We start from the raw sequence: 23,260 nt of genomic DNA, 5'->3' as shown, positions 1-23,260 counted from the left end.
TCTATTAGAATCTAAAGTTTAAACCGCCCATGATTACCCTTGCCTGTGGAAATATACCATTATCAACACCTGCAAATAAAGGATTACCGGATCCCACATCGGGGTCAAATCCCATATACCTGGTCAAGGTGATCAGGTTATTAGCAGCAACGTAAAATCTCATCGAGCTGATACCGATTTTTCCTGAAACAGCTTCTGGAAGCGTATATCCTAACTGAACATTTCTTAACCTCACAAAAGAACCATCTTCAACAAAGAAGTCGGAAAACACTGAATTTCTTGTCTGACCTGTGGTAAGTCTTGGGATTTCATTGGTAGTGCCTGGACCCGTCCACCTGTTTATATTATATGCCAATTGATTGGCAAAAGGTTGTTGCCTTTCATAGTTCCTGATAATTTCCTGGCCTATTGCAGCATATACATTGGCTGAAATATCAAATCCTTTGAAATCCATGGCCAAATTCAAACCCATAATGAAATCAGGAATCGGTGAACCTATAAACGTACGGTCAGAATCATCGCTGAAATTGATGACACCATCTCCATTTGTATCCACAAACCTTAAATCACCTGGGACTGCGCCTGATTGTACAACTGGGCTGGAAGCAATTTCTTCCTGAGATTGAAAAATCCCGTCTGTTTGGAATCCAATGAAATATCCAATTGGGAATCCTTCCTGGAATCTTGTGGCAACATTACCTCCTACACTAAATCCAGCTCCCGGAATAAAATCCAATCCTTCCGGAACTTTAGTTACCCTGTTTCTGATAAAGGTGGCATTGTAATCAATTCTAAAATTCACTCCGGTTTGCTTTCGTGTACCATATCCAATCTCCAATTCAAGACCTTTGTTGGAAACATTTCCTGCATTGATAACCGGAGGCGAACCACCTGGACCATATGATCCCAATAGAGCCGAAACAGCTGGTTGAAACAATAAATCTCTTGTATCCTTGATGAAGTAATTTGCTGTGAAATCAATACTTCTCCATAGTGTGAAGTCCAATCCAATATTTGTCTGTAAGGTTGTCTCCCACTTCAAATCAGGGTTACTGGTAGCACCGATGGCCGCACCGTTGATGATAAAGTCATTGAAGACATATCTAGCCAATCCATTCATCAAGCCTCTATACCTGAAAAGTCCGATTTGATCATTTCCGGATACACCAAAGCTGGCCCTCACTTTCATGAAATCAATTACACTGCTTTTACCAAAAAATTCTTCGTCAGACACCACCCATCCCGCAGACACGGAAGGGAAATATCCAATTCTATTGTTTGGTCCAAAATTAGTTGATCCGTCTCTTCTCAAAATGGCTGAGAACATGTATCTACCTTTCAATTCATACTCACCTCTAATAAAGGCAGATACCAGTCTTTGTCTGGTTTGGAAAGAACCTGTCTGATTCAAAAACCCTCCCGGAGCCTGATTCGCTGAAATATCTGCGAATGCAAGATCATTGTTTGGAATGTTGAATCCGGTACCATTAAGACCCATGTTTCGGTTACCGAAGTAACTTACACCCAACGTACCTTTGATTCTGTGGATATCTTGGAATCTTCTGTCATAATTCAAGAAAGATTCCAGGTTATAATCTAAAAATGAATCCCTGTTCTCAAATACCGAAGCACCTCTTTCGATTAATGTGCCTCCTACATCTACAAGTACAGGATCTAAATTCTCATTTCTCGCACTATTGGCAAACTTTCCAGGACCAAACCAAGCTAAAGGAGCAAAGGATTTTCCATCAACCAAAGCAAAATTATATCCAGCTCTACCATTCAAACTAAAATGCTCATTGATTTGATAGGAGATTTCCTCTTTACCAACAATTTTATTTACAAATGTTTCATTGAAAGTATTTTCAATCTGAGCCAATGGGTTAATGATATCTGCTACATTTTCCAAATATGAAAACCTATCGCCTACAAAAACAGGCTCAGTTGGATAGGCATTAATGGTGTTAAATAATACAGAACCGATCCCCCCTTGTGCAATTCCGCTGGTTTGTTCATGAGTGAATAAAAATACACTTGTCAGCTTCACCTTGGGAGCGAGTTCTGTAATAAAGTTTACCCTGGCATTATATCGTTCAAAGTTAGACTTTGGACCTCCTACGATACCTTGCTGTCCAAAATAAGATCCGCCAATAGAATAGGAAGATTTCTCAGATCCGCCTGTAACGGTTAAGTTATATTCCTGAATCGGAGCTGTTTCAAAAACCTCATTTTGCCAATCAGTACCAGCACCCAAATTGACATTGTTAAATGGCGGGGCCATCCCACCTGCCGCAAAAGCCTCATTTTTTAAAATTGCATATTCTCTTGCATTCAATAGATTCAGCTTTCTGGCAGATTCCTGCACACCATAATACGCACTAAAATCTACTGAGGCCTTGCTATTGAGACTTCCCTTTTTTGTCTCAATAATAATTACACCATTCGCAGCTCTTACTCCATATATGCCTGCTGTTCCGTCTTTTAGGACGTTGATGGTCTCGATATCATTAGGATTTAATGAGTTAAGACCTGCGGCATCAAAAATAACCCCATCTACTAAAATCAGCGGATTATTATTGCCAAATGTACCCAAACCCCTAATTCTGATATTGGAAGTTCCTCCGGGTGCTCCAGAATTTGTGGTAATACTTACACCCGAGATTTTCCCTTGCAATGCCTGGTCCAAGCGAGGCATTTTCATTTTTGTTACATCCTCTCCCTGAATTTGAGAAACCGCTCCCGTAAGTTCTTTTTTAGTTGCAGTACCATAACCCACTACAATCACCTCACTCAATGATTCGATTTCATCGAGCATTACAATATCAAGGCGCAGATTGCTTCCGGCCTTCACCAATTGGGTTTTGAATCCTATAAAACTGAATTTAAATTCATCTCCTACCCTCCCTTCGATGGAAAAATTCCCATCCAAATCCGTAATAGTACCCAAACTGGTACCAACCTTCAGAATATTGACTCCGGGAAGTGTCTCTCCCCTTTGATCAACTACTGTTCCGGTAATCATTCCCGATTGCGCAGCAATACCAAAATGAATTCCAATGGTCAAACACAACCATAAAATTTTTTTCATATAAATATTTTGGATTTAGTTATCAACTGATCAAATCACGTCATATAAATTGTGCTTACAAAAAATCTCATTACATCAATACTACATCAATACCTCATTCAGTTTTTCACAAAACCACAGCATTTCGTAAAAAAAGGTATAAATGAGTAGTAAGAGGTATATTTTCCCCTTTCCTATATCACAGCTTTTTCAAAAATATTATACATCAAAACAATTTTTATTACATTGCACCCACTCAATTAAACCCAAATGAAACACCTACTGATTTACCTTTGCTTTCTTGTTGCCGCATTCGATTTAAACGCACAAGTTCCAGGTCTTCCTTTTTCGAAATTTTATTCCAGTAACGAATATCAAGGTGGTATTCAAAACTTTTCCATTACCCAAAGTATTTCAGGATTGATTTATGTGGCGAATAATTTTGGCCTCTTGGAATATGATGGTACTACTTGGAGAAGATATTCTTTGCCAAATAGCACTAAAATCCGAGACGTTCAAATTGATGAAAAAGGTATCATCTATGTAGCAGGCCAAGGTGAATTTGGATATTTTAAGCCTGATGATACCGGATATTTGAGATATCATTCTCTATTGGAAAAGCTTCCGGAATCCAGTAAGAATCTGGAGGAAATCTGGAAAATAATCTTTATTCACGATCAGGTCATTTTCTGTACATTTCAGGAAATATTTGTTTTTTCGAATAACCAGGAATTGGTTTCCATCATCAATGGAAGAACCGATTTCGAAAGTTTTCATTTCACCAATAATAAATTTTATGCCAATCAAAGCGAGGATGGTCTTCAAGTATTTGAAAATGGTAAATTGTTGCCGGTTGATTACGGAAAAGTTTTTGGGAATGAAGTCATTACCAGTATCATATCTTTAACTTTAACTCAGCAGCTTATTTTTACCCGAAACAATTCGGTTTTTATTTCGAATACGAATACCATCAAAAATTGGGAGGCAAATATTCCGAAGAACGTCCAAATCAATGAAGCGATTAGACTCAAAAACGGCAATATTGCGATTGGCACCCAAAGTGATGGTCTGTTTATCCTGAAAGAAAATGGACAATCTGTCCTCAGGATGGACAAAGACAATGGTTTACAGAACAATTCCATATTGACTTTATTTGAAGATATGTCCGGCAACCTTTGGATTGGGCATAATAATGGGATCACCCTTCTGGAACTGAGTCTTCCTTTCAGACTTATCGATCAATTCTCCGGATTACCGGGAACTGGTTATGATGCCATTCTTCATGAGAATTCAATCTATTACGGAACCAACTTTGGACTCTCAGTCCAAAAATCCGATACCGAAAACCAAAATCCGATTCAAAAAATAAGTGGAGGAACAGGGCAGGTCTATCAGCTGACCAAAATTCAGGATTTTTTACTTTCTGCACAAAATGACGGTGCCTTTACTATCCAAAACTCCAAAGCTGAGTCAATTGGAAGTTTACCTGGAGTATGGAACTTTCACCCATTAAAAGACCATCCTGACTTGATGATCAGTGGCAGCTATAATGGTTTGCTTCTTTTTGAAATCAAAAACAACGAGATAAAATTTCTAAGAAAAATCAAAGGTTTTGAAGAGTCCTCCAGGATTTTGGAACAGGATTTCAATGGTGATATTTGGATGACTCATGGCTATAAGGGAGTTTATAGGCTAAGGTTAAACCCAACTTTGGATTCTGTTGAATCAAAATATTATGGCACTGAATCCGGGCTTCCCACTAATTTATTGATCAGTGTATGGAAAATCAATAACAGACTGATATTTTCCACTGAATATGGTTTTTACAGTTATAATTCCAAAGAGGATAAATTTGAAAAAGACGCTTTCTTTGCGAAATATTTTGATGATGACTTTTTGGCGACAAGTATGGTAGAGGATGCACTTGGAAATATATTTTTTATTGGAGATAAAGAGGTCGGGGTACTGGAAAAACAGATCAATGGCACTTATGTCAAAAACTACCAGATTTTCAATAAAATCATTCCCCTTTTAAATGATGATTTACAAAACATCTCCTTGATCCGGGCAAATGAGGTTTTGTTTGCCGCCAATGATGGTTTTATTTGGTACAAACTGGACAACAAAAACGTTTCCTCAACTTCCTTTCCCACGATGATTCGGTCAGTTTACCTTACCGGTGTTTCTGATTCTTTGATTTCACAGGGCAACTATTGGGAAAAAGATTCCCTGCAATATTCCCAAGTACCAAAGGCCATTCCTTCCATCCCTTATCATTTGGCAAATATCCGGTTCGAATCAAGTAACCCCATCCCCAACAACGAAAATACCACCTTATTCCAATTTTGGCTGGAAGGATTTGAAGACGGTTATGGAGATTGGACTTTCAAAAGGGACAAAGCCTATACCAACCTTCGGGAAGGGAAATATATATTCCATGTACGCAGTAAAAACATTTACGACCAAATCAGTAGTCCAGATACTTACGCGTTTAGAATTCTTCCCCCTTGGTACAGGTCATATTTAGCTTATTTCATTTACTTTTCCCTTTCTCTGGTTTTGCTCTCATTTATTTACAAAGTGATAGATAAAAGATTCCAGAAAAAAACCCATCAGATCACAGATGCCCAAAGGAAAGCTTTGCAGCAAAAAGAATCTGCATTGAAAAGCTCCCAGGAAGAAATTGATCGCTTAAGGAATGAGAAGCTTATGGCTGAGATTCAAAACAAAGACAAGGAATTGGCCTCAGCTACCATGCATCTGCTCAATAAAAACGGCTTCATTGATCATACCAAAACCCATCTGAATTCCATTATCAAAAAGAGTAAAAACCAGGAAGTCAAAAATGAAATCCAAAAGGTCATTCAAAGCATTGATAAAAATATAGCCGGAGACAAAGACTGGGAACAGTTTGAAATCCATTTTGACCAGGTCCATGGAGACTTTATGTCCAGGTTCAAAAAACAATATCCTGACCTTAGCCCACAGGAGATCAAACTCAGCGCCTATCTCAGGATGAATCTCTCTTCGAAGGAAATCGCTTATTTGATGAATATTTCTACAAGAGGAATCGAAATCGCCCGGTACAGGTTACGCAAAAAAATCAAACTGGAAAGAACTGATAACTTACAGGAATTCATTCTTAAATTCTAAATGAAAGAGTAACCAGTTTAAACCTCCTTCAACTTCAAAGCCAAAAACAACCCCAAGCCAAGCAAGCCTACAAATACGAATAGCATTGCCTGAATACCAAAGAAAGAAGACAAACTTCCCAAACCTGCTGCAATCAGGGTAAAGATTCCGATCATGGTATTGGAAAGGGATACATAAAGTGGTCTTTCTTTTTCCGGGGCAAAGTCTACCAGATAAGTTTTCCTGCTCAACCTTGCCCCTCCATGTGCCATCACCTGAATCAGGAAGAGTACGGCGAATGTGTAAATATTCTGCAAAGATTCAGGCCAAAATGGAAACAAAGCCATCAGGGAAATATTGACCATTCCCAAAACAGAAACCCAGACCATCAGCTTACGACTGGATTGATCGGCAAATCTGCCCCAAAATGGGCTGCTGATAATATTAGCTATTCCAGCGGCTATCACCATAACACCTAAATTATTTACTTCGCTGCCCAATTCCTCTTTTCCCAACACTACAAAAAAGGGTTGTGCCAATGGAATTGCCATCAAAAGCCCTCGGGTAAAAATAAAGCGTCTCAGATTGCTGTCTTCTTTCCAAAACTTCCATGCATGCTTGATTTCGTTTATTGGAGACCTCCCTCCTTCTGTCGCTCCCTTTTCTTCTGCAATCAAAGCAAACAAAAAGGCAGAGAAAACCCATAGGATTGCTCCCGACATCACCAGCCAAAACAACATGATGTGATCCTGTCTACCTTCCAGGTCCTGAAGAATAAAAACGCCTGCTGCCAAAGTCAAAATACCCCCTATGGTGGACCGCACAGCCAACAACTGCCCCCTTTTCCCTTTGGGGATGGTTTTTCCTATGACGTCCTTGAAACTGATGCTTGCCACCCCACTTGCCAAACTGAAAAGCAGTAAGAGGCTCAAGATCAAAATTCCCGCTGTACTTCCTTTAGTCTCAAAAACCACAAAAGCCATTGTAAACAAAGCCAAAGCCTGAATCAAAGCCGGAATAACCCAAAACCATTTTCTTACTGCATAAGCTCTTATTTTTGCAGAAACAAAAAGCTGTGGCAACAATGACCCGGCATCTTTGATAGGTACCAAAGCCCCGGTAAAGAGATTCGGTACGCCTAAAGCTGCCAAAATCCAAGGCAGGGTTGTCCCGGGGCTGACCAACTGCTCGGCCAATTTGGAAAGGGATCCACTGAAGACATTTTTGAAAAAATTACCCGGAGTTTCTTTGCAGGATTTTTCGGAGATCGACTCGCAGGTCCTTTCTTCCCCTTCATCAGTGATCAGTTCGTAGGCTTTAGAGACAAAAGTTTGCTGGGACATGGTCAAAAATAAGAAAACCTTTCCTGCCGGCTAAACTTAGTCGCAGAAAAGGTAAACTGACCCTAATCAAATCTATATTATTGAAAAACCCTTTCTTGAGAAATATAAGACAAAGGATTGTCAGGAGAGGATTTTCTATATTCTTGGTAAAGCAATACTATCAGGGAAATTTCGAAAATGGTAAGGAAAAACAGTCCTGGCAAAGCAAATATGAAAGTCATAAAACAGATTCCAGTTACCATTCCCAATGCACCTACAATAATATAAGTGATGCCTTTATGTTTAGAAAGATGAAGAAAACTTGTTGCAAACAACACATAGACCAATCCAGCCATCATTGACCTTAATAGAAGCCCGGAAACAATGTCAATTCCCATCCAATAAGTCACAATGTCTTCCAGAATGATCGCTCCCGTCAATATCATCAGAAAGATGGCCATGACTTTCAAAAGCAAATTTGAAAAAGCTTCTCCCAGTTTATAAAATGCCCCTGTAAATAGGAAGAAGAAAACCAGAACTGACATTTTGAGGATTGTATAGAAATATCCAAATCCCGCAGAAAAGCTTGACTTTTCGATAAAAAGCTGAAAATCTATCACAGACTCCACTATGGCCAAGATCAAATATATGATCCCTGCGATAAAGGAAAACCTGAGCCAAGAATTTAAATTACTTGGTTGGGACACTTCTTCCTTCTCCAATTGAAGATTTTTCACTTCTTCCGGGTTGACTTCCAATACTTCCAATATAGCTTTTACAGTAAAAGACCTTGGGGTAACTTCCCCTGCTTCAATCCTTTGAATGGTGCGCACATTGATATTGCAGCGCTCCACGACTTCTTCTTGGGTCAATCCTTTGGCCTTTCTCCATTCCAGGATTTTCTGGCCTAATAGCGGTTGTTTCATGTTCATTAGATTTTGTTTGACCATGGCAAGTTGGATTGATTTCTACAAATATAGCCCGAAAAATGGGAGGATTTAACCCGACATTTGCACGGCATTCGGTTTAGAGGCAAGAAATTAGAGGCGAGAGGCTAGACTGCTGACCTTTGAGGTTTTCAAAACCTCGAAGGTCTTTTCTCGAAAAAAAGACCCATTGGTTAAATTCACCGCGACGAAGAAACCAGAAAAATGCCCGTCTTCATATTGAAACCATTTCAACTCCTAAACAAAAAATCATATCCAATTACTCTTCTTATCTTTTTATCCAAAGTCCAAAGCTGAAGTTGGTTTTTTCTGACGGAATGGATGATTACTGCATCTATCAATCCTACCCCTTCATTGATCAAATTAAGTTCATTGGAAAGCATTCCTGCCTCAATAATCAGAAGTGGCTCATCGATCAATGGAACATTCGACACGTAATCCATGATCAAATTCATTTCCCTTTTGCCTTTGGCTCCCTGAAATAACTCTGCAAAAATCAGCTCTAAGCTCCAAACTCTCCCGTTTTCCAAGAGTTCCTGACAAATAGAAAAGTACTCCGAGTTCCCCTTTAAATATTCAATCCAGATTGAGGTATCAAAAACAACTCCTTTCATTTTCTATTCAACTCACGTAATTCTTGAGAGGTATATTTAAATTCCAAAGGTTCACTCAATATCATGACTCCCAATTCTTTTATTTTTTGGGATCGGATGTAAGTGTGTAAAGCAATTTTTAAGGTTTCGGTGATGGTTTCTGCTTTGGAAAGTTCCATCGCTTCGGCTATCAAATCATCAGGTATTATTGCTGTAACTTTCATGATTTCATTTTTTTATGAATATACGATATAACATCGTATACAGATACTGATTTGATAAAAATTCTTTTCACCTATTTAAAATAATTCCAAAACCTTTGCCAAGCAAACCTTTACTTCTGCCGTTTCCTCATCTGAAAGACTGCCCAACTTCTTTACAAACCTTCTTTCAGAAAGGCTTTTGACTTGAAAGCAGTCCGCCAAAGATTCCTTACTTAATCCATTTTGCTTATTGGGATAAATTCTGGCCATCCATGCCATACCTGCCTTCGCTCCATCAGTAAGGGGAACTACCACTTTTAATGGTAAGACACCAAAGGAATCAGAATTGACAATGATGGCTGGTCTGGTCTTTCTTATCTCTTGGCCAACCTGCGGTTCAAAATTTACCAACCATATCTCTCCGTTTTTCATCTGATTATATTTTGTTCTTCATTGGTCAGGACTTGTCCCGAAAGTCGGGTTGGAATCTACGCATAAATGGTAATCATCCCTTTGCGTGTCGCTTGCATTATCCTTGATTTCATCAATCCATGATTTCAGTATCTATGCCATCCCAATCCTCTGCTTCCCGTTCATAAAAGACCTTCATTTCTGGATGAGAAGCCTGCTTTTCTATTTCAGAATAGATAGCTTTTTTGTTTTTCCTAGCCTCTTCCATTTTGGTCTGAAACATAGATTTCTTAGCCGGTTTGATGATAATTCCATCACCATGATCTTCTATTATTACCTCAGCAAGATCATATTTATCAATCAATGCTTTGGGCAAAATAATCCCGCTGCTGTTACCGATTTTTCTGATTTTAGTTTCCATGTTTAAATTTAGGGAAAAGTAATAACAAGTTATAACATTTTAAAATTTTTTCACCAATGGGACAGATAATTAAGATAATACCTGAATAGAATTGGCTCTGCAATATTTCACCATAGGTATATTTCAATAAATTTCACGAAGTATATATCATTTCAACAACCCCAAAACTTTAGAAACCGCCGGATTCCTATTCCCCTTCTTCCAAACCGCATAGAGCTCCGTTTTTTGCTTGATCTTGTCCAGCTCAATAAACTTCACCTTCAAATCGTAACCTTGGCGAAGTGATGTCGGCACAATGGCGACTCCCAATCCTGCTTCCACCAATTTGAAAATGGTCAGGGCATGGACAGATTTGTGTGTGATACGGGGAGAAAAACCCTGATCCTCGCAAATGGACATGATCTTATCATAATAAATGGAAGAATAGTCATGGGAAAAGAGAATAAAGTTTTCTTCTTTCAATTGGCCTACATGTTTAAACTCATGTTCTGCCAAATGGTGGTCCAAAGGCAATACCACAGAGAAAGTATCCTGATGCACCATTTTCATCTGAAGTACTTCAGGAACCCGTGCCAATCGCACAAAACCCAAATCCAATTTGTCTTTTTCCAGCATTTCTACCTGCAAAGTATTGCTGAGTTCCTCCATGGTAGTCCGGATACCCGGGAATTGTTGGGAGATTTTTACCAGCAGTTCGGGCAGAACAGTATGGGCAGCAGAACCCAGAAAGCCTATTCTTAACTCCCCGATATTCCCTGTTGCAATTTCCTTAAGTTGGGATTTGGTGAGTTCGAGGTGATTGAAGATATAGTCCACCTCCGACTTGAGGTAATGCCCAGCAGCCGTTAGTTCCACTTTTCTTTTGGTTCTTTCAAACAACTGCACCTCCAGGATCTCTTCCATCTGTTTGATCTGTCGGCTGAGACCAGGTTGGGAGATAAACAAGCGCTCTGCTGCCCTGCCGAAATTCAGTTCTTCGGCTACGGCACGGAAGTATTCTAGGTGTCTTAATTCAATTGTCATAATGGGTTCCCGCTAAGTCGCAGAGACGCAAAGAAATCAAAATTTATTCGTTTACACTCCTGTTGCTAAGTCAAGTTTATATTCCAGAAATAAAAAGGATCATTCTTTATGGTCACGGATTGTGACCTTAAAGATTCCCATTTATTAGTTTGTTCTATTTGCAAGTTGTAAAAATACTCATTTTTAGTAATAACTCAAAGTAATCAATTAATGACTTTGTTGGTATTTATAATTATCAATCATTAAAGTTATTTTTGTATTATAAAACTTCCCTATTCTTTGCGCCTTTGCGCCTTAGCGGGAGACAAAAAACTTCTTTATGATGAAAACCTTCCAATACGGCCAAGAACACCTCACCGCTTCCATTGCCCTTGGAATCGCAAGGAATGAAATCGAAGGAATTCTTTCCGAAGAAACCAGAGAAAAAGTACGAACAAGCGCTGCGGCAGTAGAAAAAATAGTCGACAATGGCAAACCTGTCTATGGCATCAATACAGGTTTCGGTCCGCTCTGTACCACATTGATCTCCCCTGACCAAACCCGTAAACTCCAAGAAAACCTGCTCAAAAGCCATGCAGTCGGATTGGGTGAACCCATTCCTACAGAAATCGCAAAACTGATGTTGATTCTCAAGCTGCATGCTTTGGCCAAGGGTTATTCGGGGATTAATGAACAGACTCTCGATAGGATTATCTGGCATATTGAGCAGAATGTAATTCCTGTAGTACCCAAACAAGGTTCAGTAGGTGCCTCAGGTGATTTGGCACCCCTCTCCCATTTGTTTATACCATTGATCGGTTTGGGAAAAGTACATTACCAAGGAAAAACCCTTTCTTCAGCTGAAGCATTGCGGCAACATCAGTTGGAAGCTATTCACTTGGGACCCAAAGAAGGATTGGCTTTGATCAATGGCACTCAGTTTATGGCTGCTTTTGGAGTCAAAATCCTTGATAGGTTTTATAACATCCTTGCCCATGCTGACATCACCGGAGCCATGATGTTGGAAGGGCTCTTGGGATCAATCAAACCTTTTTCCGCTGAACTCCACCAACTGCGACCTTTCACTGGTAATCAGCATGTAGCCCAATCCATCCTCAACCTGCTCCATGAATCGGAAATCGTACATTCCCATACTACTTGTGCAAGAGTTCAAGATCCATACTCTTTGCGCTGCATGCCACAGGTTCATGGGGCTTCAAGGAATGCTTGGTTGCACCTGAAGCAAATCCTGGAGATAGAAATTAATTCCGTGACCGACAATCCCGTTATTTTCGATGAAAACCATACCATCAGCGGCGGCAATTTCCATGGCCAACCTATAGCTATGCCATTGGATTATGCCTGCTTGGCTGCTTCGGAACTCGGTAATATTTCTGACCGGAGGATTTACCTTTCTTTGGAAGGAGATACTCCCGGAGTGCCCAAATTACTCCTGAAAGAAACAGGGCTGAATTCCGGTTTTATGATCCCTCAGTACACCACTGCGGCTTTGGCAAGTGAGAACAAAGGGCTTTGTTTCCCCTCTTCCGCAGACAGCATTCCTACTTCCCTAGGCCAGGAAGACCATGTGAGTATGGGTTCGATCGGAGCCAGAAAGGCCCTTCAGGTAATAGAAAATGTGGAAAAAATTCTCGGGGTCGAGCTCTTCTGTGCTGCCCAGGCGGTGGATTTCCATGCGCCATTAAAGTCAGGAAAAATAATGACCACCCTCTACGAACATGTTCGCACCAAAATCAAACACGTCACCGAAGACCAGATCATGTATGAAGATATGGAGACCGCCATTGAGATGATCCAAAGTGGGGAATTGCTTACCTTAGCCAAAGAAATTGCCGAAAAAGAAGGATTGGAGCTTGAGACTCCTTGGTCAGGGGAGTTTGATAGGTACTAGCTAGTTCAAGTCTTCAGACTTGGACTAACTTAGCTGCAGTCTTCAGACTGCATACTATCCAGTCTGGAGACTGGAAATATACCGGTCCATTCGCCGCGGCGAATTGAACCAACCAAAACCACGAAACAAACACAACCATGCCAACCATCAAACACACCCTAATTGGTCCCATCCGCCAAGCTGTCACCATGGCAAACCTTCCATTAAAGGGGGCCTTGAAAGACGAGCAGATGGAAATAATTTCTGAAGCAGGAATCCTGATCAAAAATGACCGCATCCTTCAGATCGGAAGTTATTGGGATATGTATCCTGAAGCACAATCCATCGGTGCGGAAATCCTGAATCTCAAAGGTGACTTTGTTGCCTTACCAGGGCTGATCGACTGCCATACCCATATCTGTTTTGGCGGAAGCAGGGCAAAAGATTACGCCATGCGCAATGCAGGAAAATCCTATCTCGAAATCGCCAAAGCCGGTGGCGGCATATGGGACACAGTAACAAAAACCAGAAAAGCCGGTTTGGAAAAACTTGTCCAACTGACAATCCAACGTGCCAATAGGCACTTAAAAGACGGCATCACGACCATAGAAGTCAAAAGTGGTTATGGCCTATCTGTGGAAGAAGAATTGAAAATGCTCAGGGCAATCAAACAAGCCAGAGAAAATACCCATGCGGATCTTATCCCAACTTGTTTGGCGGCCCATATTCCACCCAAGGATTTTGAAGGAACCCACCGGGATTACCTGAAAGCCATTGCGGAAGAATTATTCCCAATCCTCAAAGAAGAAGGTCTGTCCAATCGTATTGATGCCTTTATAGAAGATACTGCCTTTTCTGCCGAAGATATTCAATCCTATTTCCACAAGGCAAAAGAAATGGGCTTTGACATCACCGTGCATGCGGATCAGTTTTACGCCGGTGGTTCGCAGGTAGCCGTTGATTTCGGAGCCATCTCAGCAGATCATTTAGAGGCAAGTGGAGAAAAAGAAATTAGAATACTCGCCGCATTGGACACCATTGCTGTTGCTTTGCCCGGCGCTTCCATGGGTTTGGGAGTCCCATATACCCCGGCCCGAAAACTGTTGGATGCAGGTGCTTCACTAGCCATCGCCTCTGATTGGAATCCCGGTTCGGCACCTATGGGAGATCTGCTGATGCAAGCTTCAATCTTGGGTACCTTTGAGAAACTCAGCAATGCGGAAGTTCTGGCAGGAATAACCTGCAGAGCTGCAGCTGCCCTTAACCTGAATGACCGAGGTCACCTCGTATCAGGATTATTGGCGGACATCATCCTTTTTCCTACAGATGATTATAGGGAGATTACTTATCAGCAGGGGAGGTTGAAACCTGGAATGGTATTTAAAAATGGGGTTAGGGTTTAAATGAAATATGATGGAAATATGCCTTCGGAGAAATATATAGAAATATGCTTGATGAATCGATTGTGTTTCTAATACAAAAATGCTTCTCCTTGTCATTTCGAACGTAGAGAGAAATCTGTTAAACCCAAAGGAAGTAGACCTCTCCTGCCGTACCAATGACATAAAATCATTCTTCATGTAAATTAAGGATTTTCTCTTCAATTTCTTGTGGGACAATATCCATGTTCAGTTCCACTGCTAGCCTTTGTATCAATTTCATTTTTTGTTTTTGCATGATTTCCTCGTAATATTTTATACCGAACTCTACAAAATCAGATCCTTTTACCATTAACCTCCAATATTGCTCTGCAAGTTTTCTTGCCATGGCCTTGATGGCTACCCTCGGACCTTTTCTTCCACATAGTCTTCTGCCGAATGCCCCGAGTGCAATTTTCTTGCTGTTCAATAGCCCTTGGGCAATTACCCTGAATATCTGGCCGGCTTTCGGTCTGCCTTTGGACTTGTTCTTTTTCTTTCTACCCGATTGGTGCTGGCCAGGGGATAGCCCCAACCAGCTGGTAAAGTGTTTTTCGGTCTTCCATCTGGAAAGATCCGGACCCGTTTCGGTCAACACTTGAAACCATGTATAATCGGTGAACCCGGACAGCTTGGTGGCATCCTTGCCACCGAATATTTTCAGAAGGTATTTTCCCAAATCCGAAACATCGGGTTTATTATGCCTGATCTGTTTTCGCTTCATACCTTTTGGGAACTCGTACAGGTCCATGTTTTGCTTATTGAATGTATCCTGGATCTTCTTATCACAGTCTGATATCTGGGCTTTGTAAAACCTGTATGCCTCATAGGCCTGTTTAAGTGCAAACAGTCCTGCTTCGGTATAAAACCCTTCAAGAGCTTTTACTATTTTCTCACCCTTTTTCTTTATCAGACTGTGATGGCACAGGGAAAGTAGTTTCTGGGGGTCCCTTTCTCCTTGGAGGATGGCTTCTATCATCACCGTTCCGCTGGCACCGTGCACCTGGCTGAGAACCTCGGGAAGCCTGATATTCATTTCAATAAGTGCTTTCTGCATATGGTTTATATGCATGGACATACTCCGGATATGGTCCTCTCTGAGCCTTTGGTAAGAGCGGAGCTCTTTCATCAGACCTTCAGCTACAAAGCACCTGTTCAACAGCCCATGGGCGTGGAGTTGGTTGATCCACTGACAGTCTTTCACATCGGTTTTCCTGCCTGGGACCTGTTTGGTCTGGCGTCCGTCAACAAGCCAGACATCAAGTCCTGCCTCTGTAAGGATATCATAGAGAATAACCCAATAGCTGCCGGTCGCTTCCATGGCAACAGAAGTGACACCTGCTTCTATTAGATAAACTGCGGCTTTCCTGAAGTCTGAAGTAAAGGTTTCAAAACTCGCGACTTCTTTTCCTTCGATGTCGACATAGATGCTCCTGGAGCCTATATCGATACCAGCTGTGTTTTGATGGATCTTTTTCATAAAACTACCTGATAAAGAAATATTGGCCTTAAGCCTGTTTGAAGAACTGTAAAAGGCAGGCTACCATTCGGACAAGCATATTGCTGTACCACTATTTCGTTCTCAATCAAACAGGACCACACTCGAGGACAGGCACGGGGCACTATACAATGGGACGGCCATACTGCTCAAGGTTACTCTAATTTACTACCATGTCATTCCTTTTTCGTATGTTTCTGAAAAAATGTTGTAAACTCGAGGTGACAAGGACAAGCTCTTTCCATATTATTTCGCCGAAGGCATATTTCGCAAAGCGTATTTCCACCATATATCCCTTAAAATCAAAAAACCCAATAAATTAAAAAACAATGACCTTCCAAGAACAAATTCTCCAAGGCATCCCCTCAACCCTACCTCCCAAAAAGACACCGAATCCCGATTATTCCCATGCTCCAAGACGCAAGGACATATTAAGTATGGAAGAGAAGAAACTGGCGGTTAGGAATGCACTGCGCTATTTTCCCAAGGCTTGGCATGCGGAACTGGCGCAGGAGTTTTTTGAAGAATTGCGGGAATATGGAAGGATCTATATGTACCGCTTTATTCCGGAATATCAAATGTATGCCCGACCCATTTCGGAATATCCGGCCCAAACCCAACAGGCAGCAGCCATCATGCTGATGATCCAAAATAACCTTGATCCTGCAGTGGCGCAACTTCCACAGGAACTGATCACTTATGGAGGCAATGGAGCTGTTTTTCAAAATTGGGTTCAATACCTGTTGACTATGCAGTACCTGGCTGAAATGACTGAGGAACAAACCCTGCACATGTACTCGGGCCACCCCATGGGACTTTTTCCTTCTTCCAAAGATGCCCCAAGGGTAGTGGTCACCAATGGCATGATGATCCCCAATTATTCCAAGCCTGATGATTGGGAAAAATACAACGCCCTTGGCGTCACCCAATACGGGCAGATGACCGCAGGTTCCTATATGTATATTGGCCCGCAAGGGATTGTCCACGGTACCACTATTACCGTAATGAATGCCTTTAGAAAAAAACTTGGTGCAGCCATCAATCCAAAGGGCAAGGTATTTCTGACAGCTGGATTGGGTGGCATGTCCGGCGCCCAACCAAAGGCCGGGAACATCGCAGGCTGTATCACCGTCTGTGCCGAGGTCAACCCAAAAGCTGCCTACAAAAGACATGAACAAGGTTGGGTGGATGAATTGATGGAAGACTTGGATAAGCTCTGTGGACGGGTAAGAAAAGCCCAGGAAAATCAGGAAGTGGTTTCCATCGCTTTTTTGGGGAATGTGGTGGATGTTTGGGAGAAATTTGATCAAGAAAACATCCCGATAGAACTCGGATCCGATCAGACTTCCCTGCACAATCCCTGGGCAGGTGGATACTATCCTGTAGGTTTGGGTTTCGAAGAAGCCAATGCTATGATGGCCAATGACCCGGAGCAATTCAAAAGCAAAGTCCAGGAATCCCTGCGCAGACAGGCCGCTGCGATCAATAGACATGCAGCAAAAGGAACCTACTTTTTCGATTATGGCAATGCCTTCCTGTTGGAAGCCTCCCGCGCAGGCGCCGAGGTGATGGCGGAGAATGGCATTGATTTCAGGTATCCCTCCTATGTGCAGGATATTTTGGGTCCTATGTGTTTTGATTATGGTTTCGGGCCTTTTCGATGGGTTTGCACTTCGGGCAAGGGGGAAGACCTGGAGAAAACCGATCAAATAGCCGCCAAAGTACTCCAAGAAATCATGACCTCCGCCCCTACCGAAATCCGACAACAGATGCAGGACAATATCAAATGGATCAAAGAAGCCGGAAAAAACAAACTGGTGGTGGGTTCACAGGCCCGTATCCTCTATGCCGATTCCGAGGGAAGGATCAAGATCGCCCAAGCCTTCAACAAGGCAGTACAATCCGGTGAACTCTCCGCTCCCGTAGTCCTGGGCAGAGATCACCATGATGTCAGCGGTACTGACTCCCCTTTCCGGGAAACCAGCAATATCTACGACGGCAGCAGATTTACCGCCGATATGGCCATCCACAATGTGATCGGTGACAGCTTCCGCGGCGCTACTTGGGTATCTATCCACAATGGCGGCGGTGTAGGCTGGGGCGAGGTGATCAATGGGGGTTTTGGGATGCTCCTCGATGGGACGGCAGAAGCCAACCGAAGGCTACAATCCATGCTCTTTTATGATGTGAACAATGGGATTGCAAGAAGGGCTTGGGCCAGAAATGGGGAGGCTGTTTTTGCGATTAAAAGGGAAATGGAAAGGACTCCGGGATTGAAAGTGAGGCTGCCGGAGATGGTGGATGAGGAGGTTTTGGGGTTTTAGATTTAATTGTTTTGGATGGAAATTAACCCATTTTGACTAAATCAGTTTAAAATCAAGAAACAGACGGTCGAAGCTTCTCCGCTGTCCATTCCAAAAGAATGATCCATAAAAACCCCAATGAAAAACCTATAATTTTCGTATAGATAGTTACTCCCTCCGCATTTGCAAATCCCAATAAATTAATGACAATAAAGAAGATCACAGGATAGAGATAAGGCAAAAAAGACCATTTTTCGAAGACTTTGTTAGGTTTGAAAACATATAACAAACCATAAACCAAGGCAAGCCTTAAAATCAAATGCTCCTCTCCGATAATTTGCTCTAATTCAGCATAAAAAATTAACCCTACTATTGAAACCAATACATGTAGGATAGCGATGACCCTTTTATTGGTAAAAAAGATGGGCTTTGATTGATCTGGAAGAGTCAATTTATCGTTCTGCATTGTTTGATTTATATGTGTTTTTTATTTCCCCGGTAAATATCCACTGTGGTAAGCCAGGAAACCCACGACGCAAAAACTTTTATAAATAGTTATCATTGTTGATTTTTAGGAGGATATCAACTCCACCCTATTTTAAATCCTTCGATAAATCTCTCCCAATAAATTGTATAATAAATTACTACAAATAGTAATGCAATTCCCAAAATAACTATCCAGAATGATTTTCTCATAAAACATAGAGTTTGAATGGAGCGATTGATGCACTCCTACTATTACAAACGCAAATCCATCAGTTCATTTTCAAAATTTTTTAAAACCTTAGATAAATCTGTAACTGTTAACATACAAATAAACACTATATGCAATTCCTGTAGTTACGATTTCCTTCATCCATCCCCCTTCAATCTCTTGCACTTCCTCAAAACCCAATTCCTTAAACTTTTCTAAAATCTAAATAAATTTTTAAATTTTTCCCAATCTTTTCCAGGCTTTGGGTTTCCCCAATCTCAGTTTGCCTCATTTTTTGCTATCGTTTTCTCCGGCTTTTAATCATGATTCTAAATTACCCTTTGCTCCGTGATCCAAAATTGGGCTTGGGCCGGAAATAAGGAGGCTTTGTTTGCAATAAAGCGAGAGATGAAAAGGACTCCTGGATTAAAGGGGACGGTTCCGGAGATGGAGAATGAGGAGGTTTTGGGGTTTTAGGAGATAATTTTTAAAAAAAATATTTTTCAATTTTTGCCTTCTTTCCTGGTTCTATTTTTTTTTATAAACATAAATGAAAAAATAGAAAGTATTGCGTAAGCCATTACGGACACAATTTTATTTGTTTGAAACGCTCCAAATAAATAAAAATCATCCTCATTGCTCATGAAAAAAATTATATAAAGGCAATTCATCCCCCAAACAGTAAATGATATTATGAATAGTATAGATGCAAAATTTTTCATGATTTAATTTAATTGGATATTCAAGAATATACTTTGTTTTTAAATTCATCCTCGTCTAGGTTCCAATTAAGACTTATTATGTCTAGAAAAAACCATTACTTACCCTAATTGCCAAATCAAATTAAAGGATTTAAATCATTTATTTTCATGAGATCTTTTTTTATTATTGATTTTAAGAAATGGATGAAACATAATAAAAAATAACGCTAAGTTAATTAAAACAAAAATAAATTTGGTAGTCTCAAACTTGCCGAATATTTTGAAAACAACAATATTTTCATAAAAAAACAATCCATTCAATACATTGATAAGAAACCCAACACTAATAAATAATCTCAATATTTTAATGATTTTCATGGTACTTTAATTTATAATTCAACTTTTCCAATAGAATCAGCCCAACCATGCTTTGCAGTTCTGATTGGATAATCATATGCTGCATTTTTTAGATCGCACCCAAATTGACCTATCGCATTTACAACATTGGACCAGTATTCAGGCGATCCTGATCCCCCCTTTACAACCTGCATCCCCTCAAGACTCAATTCATCAAAATTTTCCATAATTTAAACAATATTTTTCTCCAACCCTTACTGGCCGCTGGGTTTTCCCAATTACAGATTGCTTGATTTTAAGCTAGAATAGTTTTCGGTATCTGATCATGATTCTAAATTAGCTTTGCTCCGTGATCAAAAATGCTATAGCATTCAACAATGCTATTTAATCCGTTGAACTCTCCGCTCCTGTGGTCTCGTGAAGAGCTCACCATGATGTCAGCGGCACGGATTCTCCATTCTGGGAAACAATAATAAGGTTCGTCCTTGAAATATACTCATCCTCGGCAAAATTAGCTTTACTCCTACCTAAAACCTGCCATCTGAAGATCAGATCAAAATACTCATTGTTGCTGATCTTTTTCATGATGTAACATTATAAAGCAATCTCATATCTGGAAATACACGGATTATCGGATGGATACGTGATTTTCACTAATCATCAATGCAAAAAAGAAACTTTAAAAAATAGAAAAATCCAGATCGATAAAATACCGATCTGGATTTTTTGATCAAAATGTCGAGCTAATTTGTGGCTCCATGATTACCAATTCCAGTAACCCCACCATGTCCAGAGGAAGGCGTGGCTCTGAAATCTGCCCACGCATCTTTAACATAACACCAAGCTTTATGACCAGCTTGACCTAACTTATAAAAGATGGAATCTCCTCCACCACTGATTTTTCTCATTTCTAGATCTGAAAGATCCTTAAAAGAATTTTTGTTAACGTTCATCTTACTTTTGATTTATATTAATCAGCAATCAAAGAGGCTGACATCTCTTGTTCAAATAATAATAAACTTGTATAAATGATAATCAATAAAACTGCATTTATTAACCCATGATGCACAACTCCAACGAAAAACCCATACCTAGAATGAACAAAAAACAAAATGAACCCTGTAAAAAATTGAGGGAATAAACTAAATACCAAATTGGATATGGGATAGTTCTGAAAACCTTCGAACTTAAAAACATGGAAAAGTGCAAAAAATAAAGAAGAGAATAGCAAAAGATAAATTTTATTTTGATACAATTTTGATGAAAAAATTATAGAAAGAAGAAAAAGTATATAAAATGAAAAAACTAAGATTCTAAAAAATGAAAAATCTGTTAAAAGAAAGAAGTAAATCACAACAGAAATAATACTCCAAAAAACGTATTTTCTTTTTGAAACAAAAGACCTATGAATGAACTCTTCTAAAAAGGGAAAAACTATGACAGCCATTATGAAAAAAATAACAAATCCATTTTTAAAATCAGAAATATCAAAACGACCTGAGTCAATTACACCAGAATCTAAGTAAGAATTAAATACAACGAATAAAATTATCACACCTAAATTGATTCCAAATAAGATAAAATAACCAAAATCAATATTCTTGATTCCATTTTTTTTTAAGATAGAATCATTCCTTAGCAGATAATTAAATTGAAACACTGACATATTCAATTAAAATTAACAATGAGTTATATAAAATATGATAAAATACAGAATATCTAAATCCGAATTTTCTAATGAAGCAGACAAAAACACCTAATACAAATTGCGGTAAAAAAAGGATAGGGAAATAAATGAACCCTGACACCAGTTCATTAACAGGGAAATTCACGATATGGAAAATTGCAAAAACAGCACCATTTAATAATGAAATAATGAGAGTTTTATCTGTATTTTGAGAAATATAAAATACATGTACAACAAAAATAATTACAAAGGTTATGTTGAAAAACCAATGATAATCTAAATAAACTATGTAAAGAATTAATAAAACTAAAGGAAGAATAACTTTTGAAATTTTTTCGCGAACCCAAAAACGAAAAACAAATTCTTCAAAAATTGGTATAACAAAACCAAAAAAAACAATAATAAACAAAAAATCCTCCTTGAAATCGATCCCATCACCTGGATTTGAAAAATAATTACTCAAATCAAAAAAATCTACTATGTTTACTAGAACAAGATTCAAAAAGAGAAGGGAGAAAAAAACAAAGGTTCTTTTCTCAAAAAATAGATTGTGTGGAAAGGGTGAAACTACACCCTTTTTTTCCTGTTTATTTTTTACATTCACAGTCAACAGAATTCCAACCGTCCACAAATTCATTTATAGCGTCTTGAATCTCTAAAGCAGTATATGCGGTTTTTAATGCTTCCCAAATTTTTGGAAGATTAATTCCGCCTGAAATTTCTAAAGATTCATGCAAACTCAATTCCTTAAACTTTTCCATAATTTAAACAATTTTCCTTTTACTCCCAACCTTTGCCGGGCGTTGGATTTTCCCAATCTCAGTCTGCCTGATTTTTAGCTAGCATTTTCTCAGGCTTCTGATCATGATTCTAAATTACTCTTGCTCCGTGCATAAAAACAGCACTTGAAAAAAATCTTGTATTTTTTAGGTCTTAACTACCGTGTTAAACTTAAAAACATATCTAAAAGACTCTTCCAACCCATTCACTAAAAAAGGGTAACAAATTCCACAATCCGTGAAAAAACATACATATCAATATACCATTTCGAAAATACAGATATGACAAAATTATTCCAGATAGAAAATGGGGAAATGATCTAAAAATGACTTTCATTATGGTTCCCATATCATTCCAATCCAAAAATTGATAATAATGAGCATATGCAAACAGAAGACTGGAAAAGTAAATCAATAAGAGTTTGATTTTAGGGTTAATTCTATTTCTTAGTAACCAAACAAGAGTAAAATACCCCAACATAATGAAGATGAATCCTTCATCCCAAAACAGAATTACCGCTATTAGGGCAGCTAGAATCAGGTTTTTAGGTTTCATGTTCAAATGATTTCTGAAGATCGATTCCTCCAAAACCGGAGCTAGTATTATCAAATTCAAAAATGTAACTGGAATACTTTTACTGGATTTGCTTTCAAACGCCTGAAAAATCTCAAACCCAAAAACCAATGCCACTACCAAAATATAAACCGACAAAAAGCCAAACTTCACAAATAAAAGTTTTGCGAAAAATGCAGGGGTTAATTCTTTTTCGGCTTCTTGGATTTCGCCTGTTTGGGAAAAGTATAAAAGTCTTTTGATCATAATTGAACAGAAAA

21 protein-coding genes are annotated in these 23,260 nt (G+C 39.5%); 4 read left to right on the top strand and 17 right to left on the bottom strand.

The features are described 5' to 3' along the window. Positions 1–4: 4 nt before the first annotated feature. On the bottom strand, positions 5–3,088 hold the full coding sequence (locus tag B9A52_RS12845; RefSeq protein ID WP_084120844.1) for a SusC/RagA family TonB-linked outer membrane protein: 3,084 nt from the start codon (positions 3,086–3,088) through the stop codon (positions 5–7). 249 nt (positions 3,089–3,337) lie between these two features. Between B9A52_RS12845 and B9A52_RS12840 the strand changes: the two genes are divergently transcribed. Then, a complete protein-coding gene (locus B9A52_RS12840) occupies positions 3,338–6,220 on the top strand; it encodes a two-component regulator propeller domain-containing protein (protein WP_231955213.1) in 2,883 nt (960 codons plus the stop codon). 17 nt (positions 6,221–6,237) lie between these two features. Here B9A52_RS12840 and B9A52_RS12835 read toward each other — a convergent pair whose 3' ends face one another. The 7 genes from B9A52_RS12835 to B9A52_RS12805 form a co-directional block, all read right to left on the bottom strand. Then, positions 6,238–7,542: an MFS transporter gene (locus B9A52_RS12835; protein WP_084120843.1), complete on the bottom strand. Its 1,305-nt coding sequence runs from the start codon at positions 7,540–7,542 to the stop codon at positions 6,238–6,240. Positions 7,543–7,619: 77 nt separating this feature from the next. After that, positions 7,620–8,447, bottom strand: a complete 828-nt coding sequence (locus tag B9A52_RS12830) for a helix-turn-helix domain-containing protein (protein WP_084123504.1) — start codon at positions 8,445–8,447, stop codon at positions 7,620–7,622. 251 nt (positions 8,448–8,698) lie between these two features. Beyond that, positions 8,699–9,082 (bottom strand): PIN domain-containing protein, encoded by a 384-nt coding sequence (locus B9A52_RS12825; protein WP_084120842.1) that lies wholly within the window; start codon positions 9,080–9,082, stop codon positions 8,699–8,701. Continuing rightward, positions 9,079–9,285: a type II toxin-antitoxin system VapB family antitoxin gene (locus tag B9A52_RS12820; protein ID WP_084120841.1), complete on the bottom strand. Its 207-nt coding sequence runs from the start codon at positions 9,283–9,285 to the stop codon at positions 9,079–9,081. The genes B9A52_RS12825 and B9A52_RS12820 overlap by 4 nt, the downstream gene beginning before the upstream one ends. Positions 9,286–9,360: 75 nt before the next feature. Beyond that, a complete protein-coding gene (locus B9A52_RS12815; protein ID WP_084120840.1) occupies positions 9,361–9,696 on the bottom strand; it encodes a type II toxin-antitoxin system PemK/MazF family toxin in 336 nt (111 codons plus the stop codon). 112 nt (positions 9,697–9,808) lie between these two features. Beyond that, the gene (locus B9A52_RS12810; protein WP_084120839.1) at positions 9,809–10,096 is read right to left on the bottom strand and encodes an AbrB/MazE/SpoVT family DNA-binding domain-containing protein; all 288 of its coding nucleotides are present in this window, start codon (positions 10,094–10,096) and stop codon (positions 9,809–9,811) included. 147 nt (positions 10,097–10,243) lie between these two features. After that, entirely contained in the window at positions 10,244–11,119 is an 876-nt protein-coding gene (locus tag B9A52_RS12805) for a LysR family transcriptional regulator (protein ID WP_084120838.1), read from the bottom strand. A 319-nt stretch (positions 11,120–11,438) separates the two neighbouring features. Between B9A52_RS12805 and hutH the strand changes: the two genes are divergently transcribed. Both hutH and hutI read left to right on the top strand, forming a co-directional pair. Continuing rightward, on the top strand, positions 11,439–13,010 hold the full coding sequence (gene hutH, locus B9A52_RS12800; protein ID WP_084120837.1) for a histidine ammonia-lyase: 1,572 nt from the start codon (positions 11,439–11,441) through the stop codon (positions 13,008–13,010). A gap of 137 nt (positions 13,011–13,147) precedes the next feature. Then, positions 13,148–14,392 carry an imidazolonepropionase gene (gene hutI, locus B9A52_RS12795; protein WP_084120836.1) on the top strand — a complete coding sequence of 415 codons (1,245 nt, stop codon included), beginning with the start codon at positions 13,148–13,150 and terminating at the stop codon, positions 14,390–14,392. 166 nt (positions 14,393–14,558) lie between these two features. Here hutI and B9A52_RS12790 read toward each other — a convergent pair whose 3' ends face one another. After that, positions 14,559–15,887 carry an IS110 family RNA-guided transposase gene (locus B9A52_RS12790; protein WP_084119221.1) on the bottom strand — a complete coding sequence of 443 codons (1,329 nt, stop codon included), beginning with the start codon at positions 15,885–15,887 and terminating at the stop codon, positions 14,559–14,561. A gap of 347 nt (positions 15,888–16,234) precedes the next feature. Between B9A52_RS12790 and B9A52_RS12785 the strand changes: the two genes are divergently transcribed. Beyond that, entirely contained in the window at positions 16,235–18,229 is a 1,995-nt protein-coding gene (locus B9A52_RS12785; protein WP_084120835.1) for a urocanate hydratase, read from the top strand. 52 nt (positions 18,230–18,281) lie between these two features. Here B9A52_RS12785 and B9A52_RS12780 read toward each other — a convergent pair whose 3' ends face one another. The 8 genes from B9A52_RS12780 to B9A52_RS26560 all read right to left on the bottom strand — a co-directional run bounded on the left by B9A52_RS12780 (position 18,282) and on the right by B9A52_RS26560 (position 23,246). After that, positions 18,282–18,674 (bottom strand): hypothetical protein, encoded by a 393-nt coding sequence (locus B9A52_RS12780; protein ID WP_084120834.1) that lies wholly within the window; start codon positions 18,672–18,674, stop codon positions 18,282–18,284. A gap of 1,318 nt (positions 18,675–19,992) precedes the next feature. After that, complete coding sequence (locus tag B9A52_RS12770; protein ID WP_084120832.1) at positions 19,993–20,187, bottom strand: hypothetical protein; 195 nt, start codon at positions 20,185–20,187, stop codon at positions 19,993–19,995. Positions 20,188–20,386: 199 nt separating this feature from the next. Continuing rightward, on the bottom strand, positions 20,387–20,545 hold the full coding sequence (locus tag B9A52_RS25540; protein ID WP_157370146.1) for a hypothetical protein: 159 nt from the start codon (positions 20,543–20,545) through the stop codon (positions 20,387–20,389). 158 nt (positions 20,546–20,703) lie between these two features. Then, positions 20,704–20,913: a hypothetical protein gene (locus B9A52_RS12765; protein WP_084120831.1), complete on the bottom strand. Its 210-nt coding sequence runs from the start codon at positions 20,911–20,913 to the stop codon at positions 20,704–20,706. A gap of 17 nt (positions 20,914–20,930) precedes the next feature. Next, positions 20,931–21,626 carry a hypothetical protein gene (locus B9A52_RS12760; RefSeq protein ID WP_084120830.1) on the bottom strand — a complete coding sequence of 232 codons (696 nt, stop codon included), beginning with the start codon at positions 21,624–21,626 and terminating at the stop codon, positions 20,931–20,933. Next, entirely contained in the window at positions 21,607–22,251 is a 645-nt protein-coding gene (locus tag B9A52_RS12755; protein WP_084120829.1) for a CPBP family intramembrane metalloprotease, read from the bottom strand. Before B9A52_RS12755 ends, B9A52_RS12760 begins: the two co-directional genes overlap by 20 nt. Beyond that, on the bottom strand, positions 22,235–22,408 hold the full coding sequence (locus B9A52_RS25535) for a hypothetical protein (protein ID WP_157370144.1): 174 nt from the start codon (positions 22,406–22,408) through the stop codon (positions 22,235–22,237). Before B9A52_RS25535 ends, B9A52_RS12755 begins: the two co-directional genes overlap by 17 nt. Positions 22,409–22,610: 202 nt before the next feature. After that, positions 22,611–23,246, bottom strand: a complete 636-nt coding sequence (locus B9A52_RS26560) for a CPBP family glutamic-type intramembrane protease (RefSeq protein WP_084120828.1) — start codon at positions 23,244–23,246, stop codon at positions 22,611–22,613. Positions 23,247–23,260 lie beyond the last annotated feature (14 nt).

This window comes from Aquiflexum balticum DSM 16537 (assembly GCF_900176595.1).
Lineage (GTDB): Bacteria > Bacteroidota > Bacteroidia > Cytophagales > Cyclobacteriaceae > Aquiflexum > Aquiflexum balticum.
Note: the sequence above shows the minus strand (reverse complement) of the source record. Positions and strands in the feature narration are given on the sequence as shown.